Origin of the sequence: Candidatus Enterococcus willemsii (genome assembly GCF_009933335.1) — a bacterium.
Classification (GTDB): domain Bacteria; phylum Bacillota; class Bacilli; order Lactobacillales; family Enterococcaceae; genus Enterococcus_F; species Enterococcus_F willemsii.
Genome location: NZ_MAEL01000062.1, coordinates 1 through 23,975, shown reverse-complemented (window position 1 = coordinate 23,975; position 23,975 = coordinate 1). Strand labels below are relative to the sequence as shown.

The window sequence follows — 23,975 nt, the reverse complement described above, 5'->3', positions numbered from 1 at the left end:
ACTGGGGTAGCTGGATTCGAACCAACGCATGAGGGAGTCAAAGTCCCTTGCCTTACCGCTTGGCTATACCCCAATATTATAAAGGCGACCGATGGGAATCGAACCCACGAGTGCCGGAGCCACAATCCGGTGCGTTAACCACTTCGCCACGGTCGCCGTTTTTCAACAACTCAATCATTCTAACATGTTATTTAATAGTTGTCTAGAGGATTTTAAATTTTTCTACAAAAAAATTTTCCTTTCAAAAAAAAAGAGTAAATTAAGAAGCGAATGAACTTATTTTCTGCTATACTTTGTCTATCTTAGAAAAGGATGTGTTACTCAGTGATAAAAATTGGAATTATTGGTTATGGAAATTTAGGTCGTGGCGTGGAACGTGCGATTAAGCAACACGCAGACATGGAGTTAGTTGGTATCTATACTCGTCGTGCGCCCGAAACAGTGACAACAGATGGTGCACCTGTCTTTACAATGGAAAGCCTCACTGAACAAAAAGACAAGATTGATGTTTGTATCCTATGTGGTGGTTCAGCTACCGATTTACCTATACAAACACCTGAATATACGCATTTATTTAATACCGTGGATAGTTTCGATACGCATGCCAAAATCCCCGAGCATTTTGCAAAAGTCGACCAAATTGCTAAAGAAAACCAAACAGTCTCTATCATTTCAACTGGTTGGGATCCAGGTCTATTTAGCTTAAATCGTCTCTATGCGCAAAGTATCTTACCAAATGGCGAAACCAATACTTTCTGGGGGAAAGGGGTTAGCCAAGGACATTCTGATGCTTTGAGAAGAATTGATGGCGTTGCAGACGCGACTCAATACACTATCCCAAATGCAGAAATTATCGAAAAATTAAAAGCCGGTGAATCACTAACACTTACTACTCGTGACAAACATTTTAGAGAATGTTTTGTGGTCCTTGAAGAAGGCGCTGACGCCGATACAGTCAAAGAAGAAATTATGAACATGCCAAATTACTTTGCGGATTATGATACAGAAGTTCATTTTATCTCCCAAGAGGAATTAAACCGTGATCACAAAGCAATGCCACATGGTGGAACAGTCTTGCATACTGGGACAACTCATGAAAATACAAAACAAGTCATCGAGTACAATTTGTATTTAGAAAGTAATCCAGAATTTACAGCAAGTGTATTAGTGGCTTACGCAAGAGCATGTGCTCGTTTAGCAGAAGAGAAAACGTTTGGTGCCTACACCGTCTTAGATATTGCACCGAAATATCTATCTGCATGTTCTGACGCTGAATTACGTAAAGAATTACTATAAGTTAATTAGCATGCCTTGGAAGTTTATCAAATTGATAAACTTCCAAGGCTATTTTAATACGCAAGACGATAAATAAATTCCTTCAAGACATCTTTTCCAGTATTCAAATCTTCTGCTGACGTATATTCTAGTGGCGAATGTGAAATACCTGCACGACTTGGCACAAAAAGTAAGGCTGTGGGTGCGACTAAATTCATGATTTGCGTATCATGTCCAGCACCACTTGACATAACGTGCGAGGAAATATTTTTCTCTTTACAAATTTGGTCTAGCAAGGCAGATAACTCTGGATTGGTTTTCTCTGCAGGTTCATCCAACCAACAATCTACAAGAATCTCCATTAACCTATCTTGCTTTTGTTGACGAATTTGTGCCAACATTCGGTCTTCAAATAACTGTAAAACATTCATATCCATATGACGAATATCAATGGAAAACACGACTTGGCTAGGAATCACATTACTAACATTTGGAAAGACATGCATTTCCCCAACTGTGAAGACAAGCGGTTCGCCAATTTCTTGTGCAATCTCTTCTAATCGTCCAATTAAAACCATTGCTTGTTTCAAAGCATCTTTTCTCATCGACATCGGTGTTGTTCCTGCGTGGTTTCCTTGACCATTAACAGTAATAGAAAAACGTTTTTGCGCAACAATTCCGGTAACAATTCCGATTTGTTTCTTTTGATTTTCCAACACGGGGCCTTGTTCAATATGAATTTCGGTAAAATTTTCAACTTCATACGCTTGCCCTTTCGATAAAGTTTCATGTAATTGAGAAACAGCATGCTGTTTCGCTTCTGAAAAAGTGATACCCTGATTATCCTTGAGTTCATCCATATTTTCTGGTACTTGATTTATAACAAAGCGCGAACCAGAAAAATTCATTGGAAAACGGCTACCTTCTTCTTCGGAAAAAGACAAGACTTGGATATTTTTTCTTGGTTGACCGTATTGCCTAACAAGTTCTGAGACTGCCACAATTCCTGCAGCAACTCCATACACCCCATCATATTTGCCAGCATTTATGACTGAATCAATATGACTACCTATCGTAATAGCTGATTTTTCTTCAGAACTTCCTCTCACTGATAAAATTGCCGTCCCCATTTCATCTACAGCGACATTCATCCCTAATTTTGCTCCAAGCGTACCAATATATCGCTGCGCATCTACCCAACTTTGCTCATATACAAGTCGAGTAATTTCTTCTTTCATACTAGTAAAACGTGAGACCTGTTCAATAATCTCACTTACTGATACTGTTGCCATTTCATCACTTCCTTTGCTCCTAGTATAACGCAAAAAAGTTGAAATCCTCCGAAAAGAATTTCAACTTTTTTTATTTAGGCATTTTCGGATGCACCTGAAACTGCGTCGACTTCATCCTCTTTGACAGAAGCACTAGAAACAGCATCGACATCACCAACTAGTTTTTGACCTGTTTGTTCTAAATACCAATCAATCGTTGGTTTTAAATCCCAAATATATTCATTGATTCCTGCATAATTACCTGCTTCATCATACATCGCTTGATAATTATGAACCACATATTTATCAGGACCATGTGTTGGTACATTCACACGAACCACATCTGTTGCACCTGAACGTAATTGTTGGATAACCCATTCTACCCCTTTGTATACACGTTCTGGATGACAATTCGCTAATGGATTTCCGACTTGATCTGGTGTACGAGAAGCTAACATATCTTCTGCTTCTTTCGTATAGTTATAATATAAGAATTGGTTATTGCTGTCTGCAAACGTTAATTCCATCGGCATAGAAGCTAAGAAGTAATTTAATTGATCAACCGTTAAGACACCACGATTTAATTTTACGTAGTCATTGCCTTCTGCTGCTTGGACAATGTCAGAAGCTTGTTCTACCCAATCATCGGCAGACATTTCGACACCTTCAATCGTTGTATCAATTTTACCTGTCGCAAATAAATCTTCTGGTTCCAAAGCTGGTTTTGGCTCTTGCATGCCATTAACCAGAGAAATAAATTTAACAAAATTTTCTAAGGTACTTTGTAAGAAATCTACCGTCCGTTTATCTTTCAATGAACCATTACTATCAAAAGCTTCTTTGACTTTTCCTAATAAAAATTCATTTCCTGGCATCACCATCGCATTAACACCCGGTGCATCTAAAATTTGGCGTAAATGTAACTGAGCGCGTGATGAACCTTGATCGTAATAAGAAGCACCTACAATCATGACTGGTTTATTTTCTAATGGATGGATTTTGAATGACAACCATTCTAGCACACTTTTTAATGCGGCTGGAATTGTATGATTGTGCTCAGGTGTTGCAATAATCACACCATCTGCTTGTAAAATTTTCTTGTTTAAGTTTTGAATAACTGGACCGTTTGTTTGGTCATCACTTTGATTAAACAACGGAACATCTTTGATTTCTAAAATTTCTAAATCAAATAGTTGACCAAATTGTTTTTTGATATACGTTAATAAGGTACGATTATATGATACTTCTGCATTTGAACCTACAATACCGACTAATTTCATTCTGATTCTCTCCTTTAATTTCGATTGAGTTTGATTAAATTTCTTCCCAAGAAAAGTTTTCTGCTAATTTTTTATTGGCTGCATGTGCATGATTGAGATGCTTCATAATTTCAACAAATTGAAGGAAATCATAGAACAGACCATCTAATTGCTCAACTTGTTCTTTGTCTTTTAATTGATTTTCTTGATCAAATGCTTGTAATGAATGACTCAATAAAAATTCTGAACTTGGCATAATACGCGCTTTTAATTCTGGTGAATCCAAAATTTGACGTAAATGCATTTGCGCACGTGATGAACCTAATGTGCCATAAGAAGCGCCAGTAATCATAACTGGTTTGTCTACAAATGGATAGATACCATAAGATAACCAGCTCAACGCATTCATTAAAGATGCTGTCACCGCATGATCGTATTCAGGCGTACTGATAATCACCCCATCGGCTGCCTCGATTTTGTCAGCAATAGTTTGAACGATTGCTGGAATCTCTCTTTCAAGCGGCTTATTGAAAATAGGTATTTCTTTTATTTCTACCACTTCAATTTCTGCTTGCTCTGCAAAATGTTGTGCCATAAATTGCAATAACTGACGATTTGTTGATTGTTCTGAATTTGTACCGACTAACCCAATTAATTTAACCATGTGAAATCTCCCTTTTTATAAATATTTTTTTATACCTTCCGAAAAAAGTATTTGTTGACTAGTAACAATAATGCCATCAATTTCTGCCAATTGATTCAGTTGTAACAGTATCTCGTTGGCGTTTTGCCCAAATAAGCGGGTTGTCCAAATTTCACCATCCAAGGAATGTTTTGAAACAATGGTCAAGCTGACCACATCTGTTTCGGCAGGATAGCCCGTTTGGGGATTTAGTATATGATGATAGGTTTTTCCTTTATGAACTAATTGTCGTTCATAAATACCTGAAGTCACGATAGATCGATTTTGCACATTTAAAGACAATAAATAGTGATTACGTTCTTTCAACGGATCTTGAATTCCGATTTTCCACATACCCGATGTTCGATTTGGACATGGACCATAGACGACTAAGTTGCCACCTAAATTAATTAATGCTGATTGCACACCAACTTCTTCAAAATAAGTCCGTAATAAATCCGCAAAGTATCCTTTTGCCAATGCCCCTAAATCGATGGCCATATCTGCTTTTGCTAAAAAAACAGTTGATTGCGCATCATCGCATATAATGGCTTGCGGATTGGTTTGAGACAGTTTTTGTTGAACTTCTTCATCGGTTGGAACTTTGGCATCCGCAAAGCCAATACGCCAAGTTTGAACTAATGGACCAATGGCAATATTCATGCGACTGTTTGGCGCAACGCTGTGAAGCTGACCAATTTTAATTAATTCATATAGTTCAGGATGTACTTGGACTGCTTGAATACCTGCATTTTTATTAACTGCCATTAATTCAGAATTTGCATCATTGGCGCTAAACCGTTTTTCATAAATCCGTAAACGACGTTCGGCTTCCTCCAAAATTGGTTTTGGAGTTTCATGAGCAATTTGTAACTGAATCACAGTACCCATCAGATGGATGATTTTGGTTTCCATTCGCTTCACTCCTTGGTACACTTAACTTCCTCTTCCATCTGAGCCAATTCCTTTAAAGCGATTTGATTGCGATTAATTTTCGAATAGGCTCTTGCATCATAGATTAATTCTAGAATAGTTTCCTCAGGTTCATTGGTTGTTATCGCATTTTTAGCTAATTGCAGTGCAGCCCGCGCAAGATAGTAAGTTACGTGATTATCTGAACAAATAGTGACCGCATAAGTTAGCAACGCATTACTAATTGCAAGTTCTTTAATATGTGCATAAAAAACACCGCATTGAAACACGATATGCAAGACACGCCACGTATCTTCAGTATTTTTAGTTGGATAATGATAAATTTGCTCAATGACTTTATTAAAGTAAAATTCGGCTTTCTCATCTTCATTTTCTCTTGAATAAATCATCCCAATACCGGTGTAGGCCAACAAACGAAAAATTTCAGTGTTTGCTGCTTCTTTTTCCAATAGAATTTGGTCAAAAACAAACATCACGTCAATTAATGGTCGTTGACGAAAGAACATGATGAAACCATTCAAGTAGTGATAACGCAACCAAGTATTTGCTTCTTCAATGTCTGATAGCTTGATTGCTGTCATGAGTTGTTCAGCTTGTTCATACTCACTCGTAATTAGTAGAAATTCCGCTTGATTCATTTTTTTAGTGATCTCAGAATTTTCAACTTCCACTTTGGGAAATAATTCACCTAAAGAAATATTCAATCGTGTACATAATTTCATCAAAATTTTAAGAGTTGGAATTTGTCCCTGATTCTCAAAACGACTCAAAGTTGCTTGTGTACATATATTTTCAGCTAATTCCGATTGAGAAAATCCCATCCTTTTTCTCGCTTCGATAAATCGATCAATGTTCATATTGGATAACTCCTAAGAAAAAATAGTTAATTTGATAAAAAATTCACATTATCTTATATCTGTGATTCTACTCTTGATAATTATAATTGTCAATACGATATATAAAAAATTATATAATTAGGACGCAATAAAATGTATAATTTATAATGAATCGCTAGAATTTTTCGATACCTAGCTTTTTTCATAAAATTTCGTTATCATTACAAATGATTTTGCTATTTTCAAAAACGTTATTCAAGGAGGTTACACAATGTTTAATTTTTTAGGCTCTGGTAGTGGTTTTAACACTGCTTTAGGAAATAACAATGCGTATATAAAAAAAGGAACCACACTTTTTATGATTGATTGTGGGAGTACAGCATTTAGTACATTGAAAAAATACCAATTATTTGATGGGATTGAACATATTTATGTACTATTGACTCATCTACATGCTGACCATGTCGGATCATTAGGCGATTTAATCTTTTATGGAAAATACGCTTTAGGTGAGATGGGCGTACCTAATGTGACGGTTCTTTGTCCAAAAGAAATAAAGGTCGCTGATTTATTAACTTTAATGGGCATTCCTCAGTCTGATTACGCTCTCGAAATATTTGACCAATCGTCTGAAATTCAAACTTCTGATTTGCAGCTTTCCTTTACAGCCGTACCTGTTGAGCACGTTCCTTATTTAGATTGCTTTGGCTATATTTTTAATTATCAAAACCAAACGGCTTATTATAGCGGCGATTCCATGATGATTCCTGAAAAGATTTTGACTCAAATTCATCAGCAAGCATTTGACTTTTTCTACCAAGATACTAGCCAAGCAGACTATCCCGGCAATATTCATCTCTCTCTTGGTAAACTAACAGAGTTAATTGCCCCAGAATATCGTTCACGTGTGTATTGCATGCATTTAGACGAAGGATTTAACAAAGAAAGTGCAAAAAAATTAGGTTTTCAGGTCATCCATTCAATCCAAAACTAAAAAACAACCGTTGAACACCAAAAGCGTTCAACGGTTGTTTAATTTTTATTCGCCTTTTTTCCAAAAATCGGTAATAGCACCCTTTGATGCACTTGAAACAATATGCGCATATTTCCCTAAAGCACCGCGTGAATGCAATGCTGGAGTCACCAAAGCCGCTTGGCGTTTCGCTAATTCTTCTTCCGAAACAAGCATGGTTAACTCTTTCGTATCTTGATCGACAATGACCGTATCCCCTGTTTGTAACAAAGCAACTGGTCCGCCATCTTGGGCTTCTGGTGCAATATGACCTACAACCAGACCATGTGTCCCACCTGAAAAACGTCCATCTGTCAGTAAGGCTACTGTTTCTCCTTGACCTTTCCCAACAATCATACTTGATAGTGAAAGCATTTCTGGCATACCTGGGCCACCTTTTGGTCCAACGTAACGGACAACCACGACATCGCCATCGACAATTTCGTCCGATAAAACTGCATCAATTGCTTCTTCTTCCGTATTAAATACTTTGGCAGGCCCTTCGTGGCGACGAACTTTTACGCCCGATACTTTTGCTACTGCGCCTTCTGGAGCTAAATTACCATGTAAAACAATTAATGGGCCATCTTTACGTTTTGGATTTTCTAATGGCATAATCACTTTTTGACCTTCTTTTAGTGAAGGTACCTCTGCTAAGTTTTCAGCAATTGTTTTCCCTGTTACTGTTAAGCAATCGCCATGAATGTAGCCATTTTCATATAAATATTTCATAACAGCTGGTACGCCACCAACTTCGTATAAATCTTGGAAAACATATTGTCCACTTGGTTTTAAATCTGCTAAATGTGGAACTTTTTCTTGAAAATCATTGAAATCATCCAAAGTCAATTCGACATTAGCCGCATGGGCCATCGCCATTAAATGTAAGATTGCATTTGTTGAACCACCTAAGGCCATGACAACAGTAATTGCATTTTCAAACGCTTTACGTGTCATAATATCTTTTGGATAAATACGTTTTTCTAATAAGTTTAAGACAGCTTCTCCCGCTGCTTCTACATCACGAAGTTTTTCTTCAGTCGTTGCTGGGTGAGAAGAAGAACCCGGTAAGCTCATGCCCATCGCTTCAATTGCTGAAGCCATCGTATTCGCAGTATACATACCACCACATCCACCAGGGCCAGGGCACGCATTACATTCAATTCGACGGACTTCCTCTTCTGAAATATCTTGATGATTCCATTTACCAATCGCTTCAAAAACAGAGACTAAATCAATGTCTTTGCCATCTAATTTGCCTGGTGCAATCGTTCCCCCATAAACAAAAATAGAAGGAATTTCTGTATTTGCAATAGCAATCATACAACCTGGCATATTTTTATCACAACCACCGATTGCCACAAAGGCATCACAATTATGTCCACTAATAGCAGTTTCCACAGAGTCAGCGATAATATCACGTGAAGGTAGCGAATAACGCATACCTGGCGTTCCCATCGCAATTCCATCAGCGACAGTAATCGTCCCAAATTGAACAGGCCAACCTCCCGCTGTAACCACACCATTTCGTGCTAATTTTCCTAAATCATGTAGGTGAATATTACAAGGGGTGTTTTCTGCCCATGTACTAATCACGCCTACAATCGGTTTTTTAAATTCTTCATCGCCCATTCCTGTGGCACGTAACATGGCACGATTGGGTGATTTAACCATACTGTCATAAGCATTACTTCTAATGCGAATATCTGCTTTTTCTTTCGTCATTTCATATGCTCCTTTCAAAAGTCAATCCATACATTTCATTACGACTTCAATACTATTCTAACAGAAAAATGAGATTTATCTATCAATACGCTAAAAAAAAGATTAAATATTTTGCTTGCCAAATCATAAATTTCATGGAAAAATGATAACTATAGTTCTGATGTAGAAAGGAAGTTACACGATGCGTGAAGATATCAAAATTAATCCGCAAGCTGCGTTGATAAGCGATAAATTAATTGAAAAATTACAAACCATTGAAGATCCGGAGATTGGATTAGATATTTATAACTTAGGATTTATTTATGAAATCCATTTAGATGAACAAAAACACTGTGACATTGTTCTGACATTTACAGGTATCGGCTGTGAATGTATTGAATCAGTGCCTGCACAAATTGAAGCTGCCTTAAATCAGCTAGAAGAAATCGATTCAACAACAGTCAAAATTGTCTGGTCGCCCGCTTGGAAAATGACACGAATCAGCCGTTTTGGACGAATTGCTTTAGGTGTTAATCCAAACTAATAAACAAAAAGCTCAGATATTCTGGAAACTTTTTAGTTGCCGATTACCTGAGCATTTTTTATTTAATTCAGCACATATTTTTTCAAGCCATGCGCCAGTCCATCCTGATTAATATGACTCGTCACACCATCTGCCAATACTTTTAAACTGTCGGAAGCATTGCCCATCGCAACACTTAACCCAACCGCTTCAAACATCTCGCCATCATTGTGTCCATCACCGAATGCGATGGTATCCTCGATATTTACTTGTAAATGGTTCAATAGAAATTCGATAGCTGTTTTTTTACTTAAGCCTTTGACGCTCACTTCCCCACTGTCTGCTCCAAAATGTGACGTTGTAGTTGGAATAACTGCAAAATATGGATGGAAACGTTGATAAATTTCTTGGTAAGGTACTTTATTGTTCACAAAACAAATTTTTTCCATTTGTTGATAGTCCACATTTGTTTCATCTTTTAATAAATCGAAAAACCATTGGACCGAATCTAAGATATCTGGATTACCACCTGAATTTTGCAGTAATAATTCACTCAGCGTTTCTCTTAAGTCTGAACTAGCAATTAATTCTTCGCTTGATTGTAAATAATAAGCAATATTTTCTGCTCTAAAGTACGCTAGCATTTCTAATAATTCTGTCTGAGGTAAAGTCTCGTGTAAAATTACTTCGCCATCGACTTCACAATACCCACCGCCAGCACCAATCATTCCTCTGAAATTTAAGCCAAGTAATTCATCAGTAATTTCCCCTTTCGTTCGTCCAGTACACAGAAAAAATTGATGTCCTGCCTGTTGTGCTTGTGTAATTGCTTGTTTGGCACTTTCAGGTACTCGGCCTGTTTCATCGCATAGTGTGCCATCAACATCTAAAAAAATCAGCTTATGATTCATTTTCTCCTCCTAAAATATGTATTATCTTCTTACTATACCGCAGTTGCTTCTTGAATCAAAGATTATTTAGGCAAATCTTTATTTAGCGTTCAACTTCTTTCTAACTATTTCGTACGAAAAAAACCATCGCAAACGCTGTCTGCGATGGTTTTCTCTATTGAAGTATATCTGTAACAACTGGATGAATAAGCGTTTGTAAAGCTGCTGGTGAAATGACAATACCTTTTTCTAATTCACCTGCAGAAACGATGATTTGTTTATGTTGGTTCACCGTTTCATCGAAGAAGATTGAATATTCGGGATGCGTCATAAAAATCCCAATTGGTGTATTTGCTCCATGTGGATAGCCCGTTGCTTGCAACACATAATCCATCGGTGGCAAACCAATTTTGCGATTATTCGATGCTTTCGCCATTTTTTTATAATCTAAACGTGCTTCAAGAGGAATCAAAGCAATCACAGTTCCCGTTTTATCCCCTTTTAACACCAATGTTTTGAATATCGGATATTGCGCACGTTCATTGGCTGAAAAGTAGTGGCTTTGAAAAGCAATATTTTTTTCCTGTAAATATAATTCAACGTCAGTCATAGTCTCCTCCTTAGGCTAAAAATTTCTTTGGCGTCAGCAATAAGCGTAGACCATTCAGAATAACAACTATGGTGCTACCTTCATGTAAAATAACCCCTAACGCAATGCTAGATTTTCCTAAGAAATTCAAGACAACTAAAACAAGAACGACAAACATTGCAAAGATTAAATTTTGCCAAATGACACGATCCATTTTTTTGGCTAATTGGTGGGCATACACTAATTTGGATAAATCGTTTTTCATCAAGACGACATCGGCGACATCTATCGCAACGTCAGTCCCATCGCCCATCGCTATCCCAACATCTGATGTTACTAGTGCTGGCGCGTCATTAATACCATCGCCAACCATTCCAACAGTGCCATATGCTTCTTGTTGTTCTTTGGCAATTTTCGCTTTGTCTTCCGGCATCACATTTGCAACCACTTCATCGATTCCTAATTGTTTTGCAACAGCTTCACCTGTTAACTGGGCATCACCGGTAATCATCGTTGTATGAATACCTACTTGTTGGAAATACTGAATTGCTTGTTTCGCATCTTTATTTGGAACATCCATTAGTGCAAGTAAGCCGACAACTACTTCATCTTTGGCAACAAAGACCACAGTTTTGCCTTCTTGCGCCAATTGACGTTCTTCTGCTTTTAACGCCTCAGGTACTTGCATAAAAGAACTTGGTTTACCAATACGATAGTTGTGGCCTTGATAAACTGCCGATAAACCTTTCCCGACTTCATTTTCAACAGTTAAGTCTAATACATTACTTGTCGGAAATTTAGCGATAATCGCAGTTGCTAACGGATGATTGGTTTGTTTTTCCATGGATACCACGATATCAATCAATTCTTGATTGTCCTCGAAGGAATAATCCGTCACTACAGGTTTCCCATTTGTAAGGGTCCCTGTTTTATCAAAAGCAAATGCCTTCACACCAGCTAATGTCGATAAAAATGCGCCACCTTTGACCAATACTCCTTTTTTCGCAAGGTTCGAAATCGTAGACAGCGTCGTCGGTACGGCACTAGCTGCTAACGCACATGGCGAAACCGAAATTAGAAAAACCATCCCACGATACCAACTCAAATCCCAAGACCAACCTAACAAATAAGGACCAGATAGAACCACCAATGGAAACAATAGCAAAGCAATTGTCACATAAATAGGTTCCATCCTCTTAATAAACGTCGCTGTTTTTGATAAATTTCCTTGTGACTGATTCACAAGTTGTAAAATTTTCGCAAAGACCGTCTCAGAGCTATCTTTGGTTACTTCCATTGTGAAAGTTCCAGAACCATTGATGGTACTTCCAAATACTTCATCACCAACATTTTTTTCTTTTGGCATGCTCTCCCCATTGATAGATGACTCATCAATTGCTGTTCTCCCACTAAGAATTACACCATCTGTCGGTACTTGATCGCCATTCAACACTTGCAAGCGAGCGCCAACCTTCACATCATCAACGGATATTACTTTTACTGTATCATCTGCCAAAATCAATCGCGCTTCCGTTGGGTTCATGTTTAATAAATTCGTAATTTCTCTTTTGCTTTTTCCGTCCACATATTCTTCTAAAAAATGTGCTGCGGCAAAAATCAAAATCAGCAAAGCACCTTCTTCAAAATTACCAATTGCTACGGCTCCTAGTGTCGCTAATGTCATCAATAAATGCAAATTGGGTCTAAACCGCTTCGCTTCAATACTATCACGAACCGTATCACCTAACCCTTCAATGATAATATGAAAACCACTAAATAAAATCGTCCCTGTAAACAATACATTTGCTATGACACCATTATTTTGATGAAAAAATAGACCAACTAAGAACATGACTAACCCTACAAAAAATAAGACAACGGTCATTTTCCCACCATGATGGTGCTCATGTGCATGTCCGTGTTCATGATGATGCTCCTGATTATGACTATGATTATGATGATTCGTGTGTGTTGTTTTTAAATCTTCCATCGTTTTTCTCCTCCACATTTGTCATATGAATGATTTCTCATTTGTTAACACAAGTATACTTGAATACTCATTCATATGTCAAGTGAAAGTACTAAAAAAACTACCAACCTAAAAAAAGGTTGATAGTTCAAAGGATTTAATACTCAAATTGACGATAGTAACGACGAATATCTAACGGATGACAGTTTAATTTTTCGACATAGGCATCAATTCGTTGCGTTACACAATGCATAATAAGATGTGATAAAATTCGTCCACGATATTTCTCGCTAATTCCTTTCACTGGATAATCTTTCGTATCGATAAATGTATAGTTTGCACAGATTCTTGGTAGCAATGCAGCAACACGTTCGCTTAACGGACGTTGTTCATCTTCTCCTAGAAAAACTGTTACTGGAGTCGTTTCATCAACAATTTCCAATGTTCCATGAAGGAATTCAGCTGCATGAATAGATTTTGAGCGCAACCAACTTTGTTCTTCCCAATAACACATTGCATAGGAATAAACAGCTCCCCATTGATTACCTGCACCAATAAAATAGTGCATGGCATCATGTCGATGTTTTTCAGCAAATTCTTTACCAAATGCTTCTGCTTTTTTCTCCACTTCAATTAAACCTGTTGCCAAATGTTGCTCTAATTCTTGGTAGTAAACGTCATAATCTTCAAATTCACCATTTAATTTCATTAAGCGATCAGCTACCATAAAGAATTTTAATTGCTCTGTTCCTGGTGCAGGATACGTAATTACATAATCCGAAAGATTTGCTAAGGCTGTATCTGGTGTATCGATAAAACCAATTACGGTTGCTCCGACTTCTTTCATTTCTTCAAGCGCTTTGACTACTTCTTGTGTAGTTCCTGTCACTGAGGAAACAATGACGATAGAATTTTTTGTTAAACGTCGATTACCTGTCGTATAATATTCCGCAGCATGTTGAACATACACTGGTAAGTCGCTTTTGCCGTTCATGTAGGTAACTGCTTGCATAGAGGAAGCATACGTACCCCCAATTCCTAAATAATAGATATTATCAAACCCTTGAGCATACACTTTATCAACAATGGCTTCCACTTCTGAACGTAAAGCTAGTGCTCCTTGAATATTAGCTATTTGTGTTTGTTCATCAAATTTCAACATAATTTTTCTCCTTTTATCTCTTACTTTTTAAGACCGTATCAAAATCATCAAAAATTCTTTTACTTAAATCAATTCCTTTGAATGTTGCGGTTTGGTAAGCAAACAATTGAAAAGGAATAATTTGAATGAGTGGTGTTAAATCTTCATCACACCTAATATTTAAACCCAACATATCTGCTTCATGACTCGTTGCAGTAGTAATGGTAAAAGTTTTCCCTACATAGTCTTGCATATACGCTCTTAATTGCAACGAGCGTTCTGCTTGCGGACTTTCATTCTCAATAAAGAATAAGGTATGCTCTGCATCTGCTTCCAAATATGGACCATGCATATACGCTTCAAGTTCAAACCCACTGGAAGGTTGCCGAACAGTCTCTGTAAATTTCGTTTCAAATTCTTTGGCTGTTCCCCAATTTGCGCCATAACCAATCGCAATAAACCTTGTAGATAGTTGAAAGCTATCTTTTTGTTTTTCAAAAAACACTTGGCTATTTGTAATAATGCTTGGAATAGCGGTTATTAGTTGTTGTAACTGTTTTTTATAATTGGAGACATCGGTTTCTGTTACCTGTTTTTTATTCAAACCAATGGTCAATCCTAATAGCATAAGGTGAAGAACAGTTGCTGTGTATCCTTTTGTCACAAACCCTACTGTCTCTATCCCTATCCCTAAATCAATGACTTCGTCGACTCCTTCTGCAATTGGGCTGTCTAAATTGCTGGTTAATGCTAATCGAACTAAGTCCTTTTTCGTATGCTGCATCGCATCAATCGTCGATGCACTTTTACCACTTTGAGAAACTGCTAAAATACCATTTGTCTCAGCAGTTATTTTTCCGTAATGATTAAAGTGATATGGCTCTTCAATACTGACCGTAATACCACTCACTTTTTCAAAAAATACTTTGGCAGACAAGCACGCATTATATGATGAACCAGTTGCTAAAATGAGTAAATGCGTAAGTTTTTCAAATTTTTCATCCTGTTTAAATTGGTAATTATCCAAAATTGCTTGAAGGGTTTCAGGTTCCTCTTGAATATAATCTAGCATTGTTTTCACAAAATTCCCTCCTAAAATAATCCAATTAATGACCCTAAAATACCGACGACTGCTAAAATTAATAACACACTAAGTGGTTTAACTTCTTTTTTCAATAGATAGAATACTGCTCCAAAGACACCTAAATTTAAAATATGTGGAACAATATCATCAAAAATACTCTGAACAGTGACTGCATTTTCGCCACTTCCAATTTGAATCGGAATATTAATATCAATCATCGTCGCAGTCATTCCTCCTACAACCATCAAACCTATAATTGATGCACCAAATGTCAAACTATGCATCAGACCATTTTCTTGGATTTTTTTCAAGAAGCCCGTTCCTAATTTATAACCCCAACCAGTTGCAAAATATCGAAACAGAAGATGTGGAACATTAAAAATAACGAGAAATAGTAGCGGACCTAAAATATTCCCTTGTAAAGCTAAAGAAGTCCCGACACCTGTGGCAATCAAACGTAATGTTCCCCAAAAGAATGAATCACCAATTCCTGCTAAAGGTCCCATTAAAGAAGTTTTGATACTATCAATGGTATTTACATCGAAATTAGCATCTTCTGCATTTTCTTGTTCCATCGCCGCATTAATCCCTAAAATCAATGTCACAATATGTGGCGTTGTATTAAAAAATTCCAAGTGACGTTTTAACGCGCTAGACATATCTTCTTTATTAGGATAAAGCTTTTTCAAAATAGGTATCATTGCGTATACATACGCTAGACTCATTTGCCGTTCATAATTCCATGAAAATTCCATTTGAAAAGAACGCCAAAATACTTTGTTTAACTCTTTTTTGGTGATTTCTGTCGATTTAGAAGTCTTCGTCATCATCTACTACCTCCCCAGTCGTTGTTTGAACTGTTTGTCCACGCACATTCATAATATTTACCACTATAACCGCTAAGATTGCTCCAAAGATAGCAATGCCTGTTACTGGAATTGACAAATATGCCGCCAACGCAAAACCTAAAAAGAAATACGGAGCTACTTGTTTATTAATTAAAAGACGTGCTAGCATAGCAAAACCAAGCGCTGGAATTAAACCTGTTGCTACCGACAATCCATGTTGGATAAATTCTGGAATCATTTCTAATAAATTACCGACAGTCTGACTACCTACCATAAATGAAATTGTGACGACTAAGGCTAACAATAAGGACAAACCAAAACCAGCCAATAAATGCATTCGTTCTACACCTTTATAATTAGCATCTTCTGCGTAGGTATCTGCACGATGATTCATCAATGGAATTAATAATCCTAGATAAACATTTTTTAAAATAAGTGTTAACGTAGCAATTGGAAGACCTAACAAAAGTGCTGTTTCAGTTCCTGCATTCGCTGTAATAGCAAATGCTACACCTAAAATCCCTCCTGTAACAACATCTGGTGGAATGGATCCACCGACCGAAAATGAACCAATAAATGCTAGTTCCAAGGTTGCTCCCATAATAATACCCGTTTTTACATCCCCTAAAACAATTCCTGTAAATAATCCTGTTACAATTGGACGAGACAGTAAAGAAGTTCCTAATGCGTATTCCGATTGCGCAATGAATGCGACAAGTCCTAATAAAATTGCTTGTACAACCATCATTTTCACTTCCTTTCGTTATAAAACATCTTGGACGAGTACCTTCTTATCGTTGGGTACTTGGCGAATTTCAACTTCAATTCCTTTTTGTACTAACTCATCTAATAAAGTTTCTTCTTCTGGTAAAACACTGACCGACTTGCCGATACTACGTGCACCTTCTTTAGCTTTAATACCACCTAAATTAATTTGCTTAATTTCTGGATAAGCATTGGCTAATTGGTATGCATCTTGAATCGACTCCACTACAATAAATAATTTATATTTATCAGTCACGCCGCTTTTTAAGGCAGCAATGGAATCTTCAATATTTTTAATAACCAATTTGACTCCTTGCGGCTTCGCTAGTTTAATGGTTGTTTTGCGAATATCATTGGTAGGAACATCATCATTGGCAATTAAAATACAATCAGCACCTAAATTTTGTGTCCACGAAAAAGCAACTTGTCCATGTAATAAACGGTGATCGACTCTAGTTAAAATAATCATTTTTTCTTCCTCCTAAAATTCATCTTCTTCTACTTCATTTTTGATTGTTTCATTACAAAATTGAATACTTTTCTTTGCATTGGTAAGCCCTTGATCAATAGCTGTCTTTGTTTCCATATGATGCAGGTTGGTTATTAATTCAATTAAAAATGGTAAGTTCAAACCCGCAACTAAGTAAAACGAAGGGTGCTCAATATAGTGGATAAATTCATTATTCACACTTCCACCAAAAATATCTGTCACCACGATTATTTCATCCTTACTATTCTCTCTCAGCAGCGTCTCAACAGTTTCTGCTATATCAAATTGCGGCGTTAAATAGCAATCAACTGCTTGTATATGTTCTTGTTTGCCACATATTAATTCTAGTGATGTTAATATCCCCGATGCAAATTTACCATGAGATGCTAAAATAATTTTTTTCGTCACATTGTTCACCTCTCTTATAACCATATAAAAGCAAATAGCATGCCAACAATAGTGGCATGCTACTTACTTTTCTTAAAAATCCTCTTCAATTGTTGAAATATCAACTGTTCCAAATAAAATATCATAGATATAAGCAATTTCAGAATCAGGAATTTTGACACTATAATCTCGTTCAATGACACTAAGTGCTTGTTTAATCTGTAAAAGCGTCTTTCTTTGACACTGATATAGCTGTTTGTATCCATCATAGTTATCAATCGGCACGTTACGAATCAATCGCTCAATTAAACAACTGACATGGACATATAATGCTAATTTTTGAGGATTAGGTATACTTGAATTCATGACTCTCTCTAAATCACGCATAAATAACTCAACTTCGCTCATCACTTTTTCGGTATCTAAAATAGTCACAGAATCAATCACTTTTTCGAGGGAAAAGTTTCGAATCATATTTTCCATAAATCGTTTATTTTCTTCTTCTGTCATAATATTGACTAACCAATTTGACAATACCTGATTTTCATCACCTGAAATAAGTTCTTCCAAAGATAGGTATGGTTTGCCTACATCTGGATTCGCCGTACCAATAATTCCTACGACGTCATACATTGAAAAAATCGTTTCTTGTTGTTTTTTTGATTGTAAAATAGTGTACTCATAAGGAATGACACTCAAGTTTACAGAAGACGGTAAGCTTTTTTCTAACAAATGAGAAATTTGATTTGCTGTTCCTATTCCTGTAAAACAAGTGGTGATTAAAGCTTTCATTTTATTTTCTTCTGGATAAATAATTTCCCAATCAAATGAAGCTGAAGAAACTGCTGTACTAATCATTTCTTCTAAAGGACACTTCTTTTGCAAGCTTTCTCCTACCGAAATTGCTAACATTGTTGTAACGTTATTCATAATGACAATCGATGTTTGAAGTTGTTTAGGAAAGTATTGATAAATTTCTTTCAAAGAGCCCATATCGACTAGAATAACTAAACCATTGGACACATCATTCGTTTCACTATAATCTAATATTTCTTCTGCAATGCGCTGAGGAGAGACATCTAAAGGCATATCAAAAGATTCAAAAATATCTTTTCCTAAAAAGCGATTGGCTACATTGGCAATACTGCTAGCAGTAGCATAACCGTGCGCCACAATAATCGCTCGCGGGATAGCTAATTTTTTTGTCCAATCGACGCGTTTTAAATAAATAGTTAAAAGTACTTTATCCATTGGTGAAATAACTAAATCAATTTTAGGTTGGCTCAATTCTAAAATGCGCTCCACGTAATGGTAACTTACAGGATAGGCATGAGCAATTTTTTGATTCAACGTTTGAATTAATTGCCCAATCATGTCATCTTCTGGAAACCAATTATTACTGCTACGTTGAAATAAATAATAACTGATGGCATAAATACTATTTCCATTAAATTTTATTTGATAAGACGTTTCCATTTGCTTTAATGATTCCCGAATATATTGTGTTAAATAAAGGAGTGTTTCTTGTTTGTGTTGACGATCTGTTTCAAACAATAAGAAATCAAATAATGTTTCTACCTCTTTTGTAAATATCTCATCACAATCCTCTAACTTGCATTCATACTGCTGAAAAGTCGTCAGTAAATGCTCAAATGTTTGAATAACTCGCTGTTGCGGTGGTTGGTTTTTATTGACTAATTGTGTAACCGAACTAAGTTCATTAAGGGTCACTTCTTCATAGAGTGAATTTTGTTTATTTGAATCGGATGCCATTAATAACTTTTCTGGTAAATGATAAATCGTCAAATGAACAGACGATTCTCGCTGTTGTTCAGTAAAGGCTTTAGCAACTGTTATTTTGACGATATTTTTAAGTTCACCAATATTTCCTTTAAAACTAGCACTTGTTAAAAGAGTTAACACTTGTCCTGTCACCGTTAATGGTCTTTTAATTTTCTTCTGCTCTTGTAACAAAAAACTATATACTAACTCTAATCGTTCATTATGGCTTCTTTTATCAATTGCTGGTATTTCAATTTGAATCGGAATTCGTCGGATAAACGTAGTCAAAAAATTACTTTCCAAATTCTCAGTAGTTGCAAAGAAAATTCTTGTTTGAATAGGAATCGGATGATTAGTATCTCCCATGCGATAAATAATTCCTTGATCTAAAAATGTAAATAATTTTTCTTGCCCTTCCGCATTTAACCGATGCACCTCATCTAAAAAAATAATTCCCTTATTGGCTGCTTCAAAAGCGCCTTGTTTATCATAATCTGCGCCAGTAAACGCACCTTTGACATGACCAAATAAATTACTTGTTAGTAATTCAGGATTATTTGCATACTGCGCGCAATTCACAGTAACAAATGGTGCATCTTCACTAATTAAATCGTTTTCAAAACAGTACCGATAAATTAAATTGACTAAGAAACTTTTTCCCGTACCACTTTCACCAGTGATTAAAGTAGGTAACCCATTATCAGGATAATAAAGCGCCATTTTTATTTGCTCAATACATCGACTTAAACTTTTATCGTAACCAATTAACAACGAAAACAAATCCTTTTGCTGCTCAAAAAAAGGCCGTTCTGCCACAATTTCTTCTGCATTCGTGTAAATTTGTTGACGTAATGGATAAAACTGATTTTCAAATGCTTCTTTATGAAAAAAATAAACCGGTCGCGAGTTAATTTTTATGACTTCACCTTGCTCATTCAGCTGATTCAAATAATGGCTAATCGTATTTCGTTTGACATCAAATTTTTTGGCTAATTCAGTAGCAGTAAAAATTTTGTCAATTGCTGTTAAATCGATAAAGGCCGTTTGATTTGCTAAATACGCCAATAACTTTTTCTTCACTTATTCCTCACCTCTTGTACACGTTATTGTACAAAAGAAAGATGTATTTAGCAAAAGGAAAAAGCAACCAATCATCTCTTTCATGATTGGTTGCTCAACTACTTAGTCATTAACTATCTTAAATATTTAGTGAAAAATTCATCTAATTTTTCGACAGCTGGTTCTACACCATTTGGTTGGTCATATAAATCATAGTGACTAACACCAGGCAAGACTAAAATATCTTTTTCTTTTGATGCTGCACGAGTATATACGTCAAATCCATTACGATAAGAAGCAAAACCGCCCACTTTATCTCCAACAATAATTTGTAATGGTTGTGTCAAAAGTTTTTCTAATAATACGTTGGTATCAAAACCTAAAATTTGTGCAAAGCTTGTGAAAGTAACTAAGTTAGGTGAATACTCACTGTAACCACGGTCTGTACGATAATAATCGACAGCTTCTAGGAAATCGATATCTGTCATTCCTGCTGCTTCAGCTTCTTCTTTTGAATTAGGAATCCAATTTGTTACTAACTGATCTGCTCCACGCGCTTCTGCTGTACGTTGTTGTCCAACTTGTTCCAGTAATTCAATAACTTTGTCTTCTGGACCAAAGTTTTGACGATATGTGTTACCAATGTTTGCTGGTGCAACTCCTGCAACTGCTTTGATACGACGTTCTGTTTTAGCAGCATGAATTGTATAACCTCCACCTGCACAAACACCCACCGCACCAATACGACTGTCATCAACATAGTCTAATGTCACTAAATAATCAATGACAGAGCTAATATCTTCTGCACGAACAGTAGGATCTTCTAAATTACGAGGCTCACCACCACTACGTCCTTGATAAGTTGCATCGAAAGTGATTGTGATAAATCCTTTCGCAGCTATTTTCTCTGCATAAATAGAAGATGTTTGTTGAGAATTACTACTAGTTGGATGAGATGCTACAATCGCAGCATATTTTTTTGATGCATCGAAATTTTCTGGAAAATAAATTTCACCAAAAATATTTGCGTGACGACCTTTAATTGTTACTTGTTCTTTGTTTGACAATAGAATTCTCTCCTTTTATTCAAGTTACACTTGAGTTATTTAATCTACACTTGTATAATAACTCCTTGTAGAGTATTAAATCAAGTCCCGAACTTTCCCGTTTGGTCATTATGACACACAAATAAAAAAGTGGGTATGAAAGGAGAAAAAATGGAAAAAACAATCGACCGACGTATTGTACGTACACAAAAAGCAATTAAACAATCATTTATTGATTTATTAAGTAAATACGAATTAGATCAGATATCTATCAAAATGCTAACTGACGAAGCTGATATTGGTAGAAAAACATTCTATCTACATTATGTTGATAAATATGATTTAATGGATACCATTATTGATAACTATTTAGAAGAACTTGATCAACGTTGTGAAAAAATGAAAACTTCTGGCATGCAGGATTCAGCCTATGAATGGTTCTTATTTTTCGATGAGCACCATGCCCTATTTCGTCGATTATTCCGTAGCCATGGTTCATATTCTTTTAGAAATAAATTGCTCCTATTTACAATGGAGCAATTAAAGAAAAAAGAACAAATTTTCGCCAAACATATCGATGAATTCAAAATACAATTTTTGGCTTACGGTGTAACTGGAATCTTAGAAGCATATATTATGCAAGAAATAAGCGCCCAAAAAGAAGAAATTTCTAAACAATTAACTGATTTTGTCATGAGTAATCTCGCAGAATAATCAGAGTAAAAAAACGAACTGTCTTAAATAGGACAGTTCGTTTTTTATTTTCTATAGAGTGCAACAATACGAGATAAGTTTTGATCCTTTAATATTTCAATCCATGCACTCATAAAGAGTGCAACGTGACCTTTCAAAAATTATGGATGTTTCCAAATATTTCAATCCATGCACTCATAAAGAGTGCAACCCTATCCATTAAAACTTTTTCTGATTACTTTACCGATTTCAATCCATGCACTCATAAAGAGTGCAACCCTGAGTGGATGGATCGCAATGGGAACTTCAAGATACTATTTCAATCCATGCACTCATAAAGAGTGCAACGCTCTTGTCCGCCAGCATCAGGGAGTTACTACGCCATATTTCAATCCATGCACTCATAAAGAGTGCAACATTACAAATATTAACAACAGATTAGACAATATCGAATTTCAATCCATGCACTCATAAAGAGTGCAACCTTAATGGAGGACTTTTCACTAGAGCCGAAACAATTATTTCAATCCATGCACTCATAAAGAGTGCAACGTTTTTTTCCCCTTGGAACAATAACTTCAACATCCATTTCAATCCATGCACTCATAAAGAGTGCAACTTAGAATCGTTCTAGGCAACACCAATAACAACCGTAATTTCAATCCATGCACTCATAAAGAGTGCAACAGAAAATGGTAAATTGGAATACACAATGCAAGCAATTTCAATCCATGCACTCATAAAGAGTGCAACAGTGAGTGCGGTCTATGTATTTGTTAAAAAGAAAATTTCAATCCATGCACTCATAAAGAGTGCAACAATATCTGGTGTTTCGTTATGACTGATAACAATCTGATTTCAATCCATGCACTCATAAAGAGTGCAACTGCGTTTCATAGTATGCAATCCACTGATTTTCAGTATTTCAATCCATGCACTCATAAAGAGTGCAACTGGCAAACGTCGGATTGCAGTCAGTGAGATATTGAATTTCAATCCATGCACTCATAAAGAGTGCAACAAAAACGACTTTATTTAGGTCATTTTGATACACTTATTTCAATCCATGCACTCATAAAGAGTGCAACATTAAAGAATACGACTTACGAGTGTTTACGTCAATTTCAATCCATGCACTCATAAAGAGTGCAACTAAACAATAAGCTTCGCAGTTTTTTATCACTATAATTTCAATCCATGCACTCATAAAGAGTGCAACAAACAACATCGTCATTTAAACCTTTTATATCGTTTATTTCAATCCATGCACTCATAAAGAGTGCAACATCCAATCGTCATAAGTAGCACTTCTTGACAATTTATTTCAATCCATGCACTCATAAAGAGTGCAACAGATAATCAATAATTCATTGGTTGGCGGTAATGTATTTCAATCCATGCACTCATAAAGAGTGCAACAAGAGATACTTCTAACGACACTATAGAGGGCGCTATTTCAATCCATGCACTCATAAAGAGTGCAACATCCCATGCCATTTCTTGAGAACGCTCAAGCAAAGCAATTTCAATCCATGCACTCATAAAGAGTGCAACGCTATGAGCGTGCGATTATGACCGACGAAGACAAATTTCAATCCATGCACTCATAAAGAGTGCAACTTCTAAGCCGTTTTATTTCGTTTTATCTGTCGATATTTCAATCCATGCACTCATAAAGAGTGCAACCATACGCTCGGGGTCTAGCCTCGGCAGTGGCTTTATTTCAATCCATGCACT

General features: G+C 36.3%; 21 protein-coding genes, 2 tRNA genes and 1 CRISPR repeat array. Of the genes, 4 read left to right on the top strand and 19 right to left on the bottom strand.

The window, feature by feature from the left end; genetic code table 11:
* Position 1: 1 nt before the first annotated feature.
* A tRNA-Gln gene (locus BAU17_RS13650) sits at positions 2-73 on the bottom strand.
* A gap of 10 nt (positions 74-83) precedes the next feature.
* Positions 84-156, bottom strand: a tRNA-His gene (locus BAU17_RS13645).
* A gap of 168 nt (positions 157-324) precedes the next feature.
* Between BAU17_RS13645 and BAU17_RS13640 the strand changes: the two genes are divergently transcribed.
* The gene (locus tag BAU17_RS13640) at positions 325-1,296 is read left to right on the top strand and encodes a diaminopimelate dehydrogenase (protein ID WP_161903372.1); all 972 of its coding nucleotides are present in this window, start codon (positions 325-327) and stop codon (positions 1,294-1,296) included.
* A gap of 53 nt (positions 1,297-1,349) precedes the next feature.
* Here BAU17_RS13640 and BAU17_RS13635 read toward each other — a convergent pair whose 3' ends face one another.
* The 5 genes from BAU17_RS13635 to BAU17_RS13615 form a co-directional block, all read right to left on the bottom strand.
* Positions 1,350-2,567, bottom strand: a complete 1,218-nt coding sequence (locus BAU17_RS13635; RefSeq protein ID WP_161903371.1) for a M20 family metallo-hydrolase — start codon at positions 2,565-2,567, stop codon at positions 1,350-1,352.
* Positions 2,568-2,641: 74 nt separating this feature from the next.
* Positions 2,642-3,826, bottom strand: a complete 1,185-nt coding sequence (locus BAU17_RS13630; protein WP_161903370.1) for an NAD(P)H-dependent oxidoreductase — start codon at positions 3,824-3,826, stop codon at positions 2,642-2,644.
* Between the two features lie 34 nt (positions 3,827-3,860).
* Positions 3,861-4,469: an NADPH-dependent FMN reductase gene (locus BAU17_RS13625; RefSeq protein WP_161903369.1), complete on the bottom strand. Its 609-nt coding sequence runs from the start codon at positions 4,467-4,469 to the stop codon at positions 3,861-3,863.
* A gap of 15 nt (positions 4,470-4,484) precedes the next feature.
* A complete protein-coding gene (locus tag BAU17_RS13620; RefSeq protein ID WP_161903368.1) occupies positions 4,485-5,402 on the bottom strand; it encodes an FAD:protein FMN transferase in 918 nt (305 codons plus the stop codon).
* Positions 5,403-5,407: 5 nt separating this feature from the next.
* The gene (locus tag BAU17_RS13615) at positions 5,408-6,277 is read right to left on the bottom strand and encodes a helix-turn-helix domain-containing protein (RefSeq protein WP_161903367.1); all 870 of its coding nucleotides are present in this window, start codon (positions 6,275-6,277) and stop codon (positions 5,408-5,410) included.
* 250 nt (positions 6,278-6,527) lie between these two features.
* Here BAU17_RS13615 and BAU17_RS13610 point away from each other — a divergent pair, with 250 nt between their 5' ends.
* Positions 6,528-7,250, top strand: coding sequence for an MBL fold metallo-hydrolase (locus tag BAU17_RS13610; protein ID WP_161903366.1), 723 nt, complete (start codon positions 6,528-6,530; stop codon positions 7,248-7,250).
* Between the two features lie 45 nt (positions 7,251-7,295).
* Here the strand turns inward: BAU17_RS13610 and ilvD are convergent, their stop codons facing one another.
* The gene (ilvD, locus tag BAU17_RS13605) at positions 7,296-8,993 is read right to left on the bottom strand and encodes a dihydroxy-acid dehydratase (protein ID WP_161903365.1); all 1,698 of its coding nucleotides are present in this window, start codon (positions 8,991-8,993) and stop codon (positions 7,296-7,298) included.
* 181 nt (positions 8,994-9,174) lie between these two features.
* On the opposite strand from ilvD, the gene BAU17_RS13600 reads away from it, so the two are divergent.
* The gene (locus BAU17_RS13600) at positions 9,175-9,516 is read left to right on the top strand and encodes a metal-sulfur cluster assembly factor (RefSeq protein ID WP_161903364.1); all 342 of its coding nucleotides are present in this window, start codon (positions 9,175-9,177) and stop codon (positions 9,514-9,516) included.
* Positions 9,517-9,578: 62 nt separating this feature from the next.
* Here BAU17_RS13600 and BAU17_RS13595 read toward each other — a convergent pair whose 3' ends face one another.
* The 11 genes from BAU17_RS13595 to BAU17_RS13545 all read right to left on the bottom strand — a co-directional run bounded on the left by BAU17_RS13595 (position 9,579) and on the right by BAU17_RS13545 (position 21,566).
* Positions 9,579-10,406, bottom strand: a complete 828-nt coding sequence (locus tag BAU17_RS13595; protein ID WP_161903363.1) for an HAD family hydrolase — start codon at positions 10,404-10,406, stop codon at positions 9,579-9,581.
* Between the two features lie 154 nt (positions 10,407-10,560).
* Entirely contained in the window at positions 10,561-10,995 is a 435-nt protein-coding gene (locus BAU17_RS13590) for a YbaK/EbsC family protein (RefSeq protein ID WP_161903362.1), read from the bottom strand.
* 10 nt (positions 10,996-11,005) lie between these two features.
* The gene (locus BAU17_RS13585) at positions 11,006-12,964 is read right to left on the bottom strand and encodes a heavy metal translocating P-type ATPase (protein WP_161903361.1); all 1,959 of its coding nucleotides are present in this window, start codon (positions 12,962-12,964) and stop codon (positions 11,006-11,008) included.
* 136 nt (positions 12,965-13,100) lie between these two features.
* A complete protein-coding gene (locus tag BAU17_RS13580) occupies positions 13,101-14,105 on the bottom strand; it encodes an SIS domain-containing protein (protein ID WP_161903360.1) in 1,005 nt (334 codons plus the stop codon).
* A gap of 13 nt (positions 14,106-14,118) precedes the next feature.
* The gene (locus tag BAU17_RS13575) at positions 14,119-15,165 is read right to left on the bottom strand and encodes an SIS domain-containing protein (protein ID WP_161903359.1); all 1,047 of its coding nucleotides are present in this window, start codon (positions 15,163-15,165) and stop codon (positions 14,119-14,121) included.
* An 11-nt stretch (positions 15,166-15,176) separates the two neighbouring features.
* On the bottom strand, positions 15,177-15,995 hold the full coding sequence (locus tag BAU17_RS13570; protein WP_161903452.1) for a PTS system mannose/fructose/sorbose family transporter subunit IID: 819 nt from the start codon (positions 15,993-15,995) through the stop codon (positions 15,177-15,179).
* Entirely contained in the window at positions 15,979-16,761 is a 783-nt protein-coding gene (locus BAU17_RS13565; protein ID WP_161903451.1) for a PTS mannose/fructose/sorbose/N-acetylgalactosamine transporter subunit IIC, read from the bottom strand. Before BAU17_RS13565 ends, BAU17_RS13570 begins: the two co-directional genes overlap by 17 nt.
* 18 nt (positions 16,762-16,779) lie before the next feature.
* Entirely contained in the window at positions 16,780-17,250 is a 471-nt protein-coding gene (locus BAU17_RS13560; RefSeq protein WP_161903358.1) for a PTS sugar transporter subunit IIB, read from the bottom strand.
* Between the two features lie 12 nt (positions 17,251-17,262).
* A complete protein-coding gene (locus BAU17_RS13555; RefSeq protein ID WP_161903357.1) occupies positions 17,263-17,679 on the bottom strand; it encodes a PTS sugar transporter subunit IIA in 417 nt (138 codons plus the stop codon).
* A 72-nt stretch (positions 17,680-17,751) separates the two neighbouring features.
* A complete protein-coding gene (locus BAU17_RS13550; protein ID WP_161903356.1) occupies positions 17,752-20,520 on the bottom strand; it encodes a sigma-54-dependent transcriptional regulator in 2,769 nt (922 codons plus the stop codon).
* A gap of 113 nt (positions 20,521-20,633) precedes the next feature.
* Entirely contained in the window at positions 20,634-21,566 is a 933-nt protein-coding gene (locus BAU17_RS13545; protein WP_161903355.1) for an alpha/beta hydrolase, read from the bottom strand.
* A gap of 150 nt (positions 21,567-21,716) precedes the next feature.
* On the opposite strand from BAU17_RS13545, the gene BAU17_RS13540 reads away from it, so the two are divergent.
* A complete protein-coding gene (locus tag BAU17_RS13540) occupies positions 21,717-22,259 on the top strand; it encodes a TetR/AcrR family transcriptional regulator (protein ID WP_161903354.1) in 543 nt (180 codons plus the stop codon).
* Between the two features lie 93 nt (positions 22,260-22,352).
* Positions 22,353-23,924: direct repeats of the CRISPR family, unit length 32 nt; unit sequence ATTTCAATCCATGCACTCATAAAGAGTGCAAC.
* Between the last annotated feature and the right edge of the window lie 51 nt (positions 23,925-23,975).

Excerpts from the sequence above, each read along its gene's own strand:
- BAU17_RS13610 (WP_161903366.1), top strand. The coding sequence starts at position 6,528 with ATGTTTAATTTTTTAGGCTCTGGTAGTGGTTTTAACACTGCTTTAGGA.
- BAU17_RS13600 (WP_161903364.1), top strand. The coding sequence starts at position 9,175 with ATGCGTGAAGATATCAAAATTAATCCGCAAGCTGCGTTGATAAGCGAT.
- BAU17_RS13570 (WP_161903452.1), bottom strand. The coding sequence starts at position 15,995 with ATGACGAAGACTTCTAAATCGACAGAAATCACCAAAAAAGAGTTAAAC.
- BAU17_RS13620 (WP_161903368.1), bottom strand. The coding sequence starts at position 5,402 with ATGGAAACCAAAATCATCCATCTGATGGGTACTGTGATTCAGTTACAA.
- BAU17_RS13635 (WP_161903371.1), bottom strand. The coding sequence starts at position 2,567 with ATGGCAACAGTATCAGTAAGTGAGATTATTGAACAGGTCTCACGTTTT.
- BAU17_RS13625 (WP_161903369.1), bottom strand. The coding sequence starts at position 4,469 with ATGGTTAAATTAATTGGGTTAGTCGGTACAAATTCAGAACAATCAACA.
- BAU17_RS13580 (WP_161903360.1), bottom strand. The coding sequence starts at position 14,105 with ATGTTGAAATTTGATGAACAAACACAAATAGCTAATATTCAAGGAGCA.
- ilvD (WP_161903365.1), bottom strand. The coding sequence starts at position 8,993 with ATGACGAAAGAAAAAGCAGATATTCGCATTAGAAGTAATGCTTATGAC.
- BAU17_RS13615 (WP_161903367.1), bottom strand. The coding sequence starts at position 6,277 with ATGAACATTGATCGATTTATCGAAGCGAGAAAAAGGATGGGATTTTCT.
- BAU17_RS13565 (WP_161903451.1), bottom strand. The coding sequence starts at position 16,761 with ATGGTTGTACAAGCAATTTTATTAGGACTTGTCGCATTCATTGCGCAA.
- BAU17_RS13540 (WP_161903354.1), top strand. The coding sequence starts at position 21,717 with ATGGAAAAAACAATCGACCGACGTATTGTACGTACACAAAAAGCAATT.
- BAU17_RS13590 (WP_161903362.1), bottom strand. The coding sequence starts at position 10,995 with ATGACTGACGTTGAATTATATTTACAGGAAAAAAATATTGCTTTTCAA.
- BAU17_RS13560 (WP_161903358.1), bottom strand. The coding sequence starts at position 17,250 with ATGATTATTTTAACTAGAGTCGATCACCGTTTATTACATGGACAAGTT.
- BAU17_RS13585 (WP_161903361.1), bottom strand. The coding sequence starts at position 12,964 with ATGGAAGATTTAAAAACAACACACACGAATCATCATAATCATAGTCAT.
- BAU17_RS13630 (WP_161903370.1), bottom strand. The coding sequence starts at position 3,826 with ATGAAATTAGTCGGTATTGTAGGTTCAAATGCAGAAGTATCATATAAT.
- BAU17_RS13595 (WP_161903363.1), bottom strand. The coding sequence starts at position 10,406 with ATGAATCATAAGCTGATTTTTTTAGATGTTGATGGCACACTATGCGAT.